We start from the raw sequence: 3,605 nt of genomic DNA, 5'->3' as shown, positions 1-3,605 counted from the left end.
GTTTTGCCGCGGGCACTGATGGGCCGGTAGCTCAGGTGGTTAGAGCGCACGCCTGATAAGCGTGAGGTCGCAAGTTCAACTCTTGCTCGGCCCACCATCTCTCTTTTGTTTTGAGTACCTATGAGGGGCCTTAGCTCAGCTGGGAGAGCACCTGCTTTGCAAGCAGGGGGTCATCGGTTCGATCCCGATAGGCTCCACCATTCCTGCATGCCGTTGGTGTGTGGTTGAGTGGTTGGAAAGGCACTTGGACAAACAGACATCTCCAGATGATGAAGACACCAGATCCGGCTTTAGGGCCGGTAAGATGCGGGAGTTATCTTCCGTACGCTTCTTTGACATTGTGAATGGGTTTTTAATCGATGCCGTGACGCATCGTGTGGATCGACGGCCGGAGTGATCTGGTGGGTTCGATGTGCGCGCATGCGACATTACAGATGTCAAATCTGGCTGAGATTATCGTCCGCACCTAGAACAACGCAGGGTTTATGCAGACCTGATGTTGATGGTGTGGATTCTCAAGCGTGAGGTAAGAGCATTTGGTGGATGCCTTGGCATGTACAGGCGATGAAGGACGTGGCACGCTGCGATAAGCGTCGGGGAGCTGTGAGCGAGCTTTGATCCGGCGATTTCCGAATGGGGAAACCCACCTTCACCATTTCTTCCAAGGTCCGGGCAACCGGGGTTTGGGTGAGGTGGATAAGGTATCACCGAGGCGAATAAAATAGCCTTGGTGAAGCGAACCCGGGGAACTGAAACATCTCAGTACCTGGAGGAAAAGACATCAACCGAGATTCCGTTAGTAGTGGCGAGCGAACGCGGACCAGGCCAGTGCCTCATCTTCAACTAGCAGAACACTTTGGAAAGAGTGGCCATAGCGGGTGACAGCCCCGTATGCGAAAGTGATGGATGAGGCCTCGAGTAGGGCGGGACACGTGAAATCCTGTCTGAACATGGGGGGACCACCCTCCAAGCCTAAATACTCGTACATGACCGATAGCGAACTAGTACCGTGAGGGAAAGGTGAAAAGCACCCCGATGAGGGGAGTGAAACAGTACCTGAAACCGAATGCTTACAAGCAGTTGGAGCCTCTTTAGGGGGTGACAGCGTACCTCTTGCATAATGGGTCAGTGACTTAGTTTATCGAGCAAGCTTAAGCCGTTAGGTGTAGGCGCAGCGAAAGCGAGTCTGAATAGGGCGACAGAGTTCGATGAATTAGACCCGAAACCCGGTGATCTAGGCATGACCAGGCTGAAGGTGCGGTAACACGCACTGGAGGGCCGAACCGTTGAATGTTGAAAAATTCTCGGATGAGTTGTGTTTAGGGGTGAAAGGCCAATCAAACCGGGAAATAGCTGGTTCTCCGCGAAATCTATTGAGGTAGAGCGTCGGACGTATACCGTTGGGGGTAGAGCACTGGATGGATGCGGGGGTCGCGAGATCTACCAACTCTAACCAAACTCCGAATACCAACGAGATTTATCCGGCAGACAGACGGCGGGTGCTAAGGTCCGTCGTCAAAAGGGAAACAGCCCTAACCTACAGCTAAGGTCCCCAAGTCGTGTCTAAGTGGGAAAGCATGTGGGAATCCCAAAACAACCAGGATGTTGGCTTAGAAGCAGCCATCATTTAAAGAAAGCGTAACAGCTCACTGGTCTAAACAAGGGTTCCTGCGGCGAAGATGTAACGGGGCTCAAGACACGCACCGAAGCTTAGGGTTGGATCTTCGGATCCAGCGGTAGCGGAGCGTTCCGTAAGCCAGAGAAGCGGGAGGGTAACCGACCGTGGAGGTATCGGAAGTGCGAATGCTGACATGAGTAGCGACAAAGAGGGTGAGATGCCCTCTCGCCGAAAGACCAAGGGTTCCTGCTTAAAGCTAATCTGAGCAGGGTGAGCCGGCCCCTAAGACGAGCCCGAAGGGGGTAGTCGATGGGAACCACGTTAATATTCGTGGGCCTGGAGATGAGTGACGGATCACGTGAATTGTCAGGACTTATTGGATTGTTCTGGCTTTGAAGTGGTTCCAGGAAATAGCCTCTCCATATAGACCGTACCCGAAACCGACACAGGTGGTCAGGTAGAGTATACCAAGGCGCTTGAGAGAAGTATCCTGAAGGAACTCGGCAAATTGCCTCCGTACCTTCGGAAGAAGGAGGCCCCATATGTGCGCAAGCATGTGTGGGGGGCACAGGCCAGGGGGTAGCGACTGTTTAGCAAAAACACAGGACTCTGCTAAGTCGGCTTCAAGACGACGTATAGGGTCTGACGCCTGCCCGGTGCCGGAAGGTTAAGAGGAGGAGTGCAAGCTCCGAATTGAAGCCCCGGTAAACGGCGGCCGTAACTATAACGGTCCTAAGGTAGCGAAATTCCTTGTCGGGTAAGTTCCGACCTGCACGAATGGCGTAACGACTTCCCCACTGTCTCCAGGATATGCTCAGCGAAATTGAATTCTCCGTGAAGATGCGGAGTACCCGCGGTTAGACGGAAAGACCCCGTGCACCTTTACTGCAGCTTCAGAGTGGCATTAGGAAAGAATTGTGTAGCATAGGTGGGAGGCTATGAAGCACCGGCGCCAGCTGGTGTGGAGCCATAGGTGAAATACCACCCTGTTGTTTTCTGATGTCTAACCCAGAACCGTTATCCGGTTCGGGGACCCTCTGTGGCGGGTAGTTTGACTGGGGCGGTCGCCTCCTAAAGAGTAACGGAGGCGCGCGATGGTAGGCTCAGGACGGTTGGAAACCGTCTGTTAGAGTGCAATGGCATAAGCCTGCCTGACTGCGAGACTGACGAGTCGAGCAGAGACGAAAGTCGGTCATAGTGATCCGGTGGTCCCTCGTGGAAGGGCCATCGCTCAACGGATAAAAGGTACGCCGGGGATAACAGGCTGATGATTCCCAAGAGCTCATATCGACGGAATCGTTTGGCACCTCGATGTCGGCTCATCACATCCTGGGGCTGGAGCAGGTCCCAAGGGTTTGGCTGTTCGCCAATTAAAGTGGTACGTGAGCTGGGTTCAGAACGTCGCGAGACAGTTTGGTCCCTATCTGCCGTGGGCGTCGATACTTGAGAGGAGTTGTCCCTAGTACGAGAGGACCGGGATGAACATGCCTCTGGTGTACCTGTCGTTCCGCCAGGAGCGCAGCAGGGTAGCTATGCATGGACGGGATAACCGCTGAAAGCATCTAAGCGGGAAGCCTCCCTCGAGATAAGGTATCATCGAGTCGTGGTAGACCACCACGTTGATAGGCCGGGTGTGGAAGTGCGGTAACGCATGAAGCTAACCGGTCCTAATAACTCTGTTCATGCTTGAGAGTCCCCACCGTCAACACCAGATCTGCACACAATCGTGCCAGGCGTTGTTGGCTGCGGCGATAACTAAGCCACTTATGACATCAATTACATTCGGCATCGAAAACCCAACACGCAAAAGACTGCGCCGGCTCCATTGCTTGGTGACCATAGCGTCTGTGCCCCACCCGATCCCATCTCGAACTCGGCCGTGAAACCAGTCCGCGCCAATGGTACTAACGCTCAAGCGTTGGAAGAGTAGGTCGTCGCCAGGCATTGAAGCCGACGCAGTAATTAACGTGACTTGAAAACCCATTCA

The 3,605-nt window shown here is 53.8% G+C and carries 2 tRNA genes and 2 rRNA genes; all 4 read left to right on the top strand.

The features are described 5' to 3' along the window. Positions 1-20 precede the first annotated feature (20 nt). A tRNA-Ile gene (locus tag G404_RS0117250) sits at positions 21-97 on the top strand. Positions 98-124: 27 nt separating this feature from the next. Beyond that, positions 125-200 (top strand) — tRNA-Ala (locus G404_RS0117245). 316 nt (positions 201-516) lie between these two features. Continuing rightward, positions 517-3,309 (top strand): 23S ribosomal RNA (locus tag G404_RS0117240). 137 nt (positions 3,310-3,446) lie between these two features. Then, positions 3,447-3,561 (top strand): 5S ribosomal RNA (gene rrf / locus G404_RS0117235). Positions 3,562-3,605: the final 44 nt, after the last annotated feature.

Source organism: Novosphingobium acidiphilum DSM 19966, assembly GCF_000429005.1.
GTDB classification, from domain to species: Bacteria; Pseudomonadota; Alphaproteobacteria; order Sphingomonadales; family Sphingomonadaceae; genus Novosphingobium; species Novosphingobium acidiphilum.
Note: the sequence above shows the minus strand (reverse complement) of the source record. Positions and strands in the feature narration are given on the sequence as shown.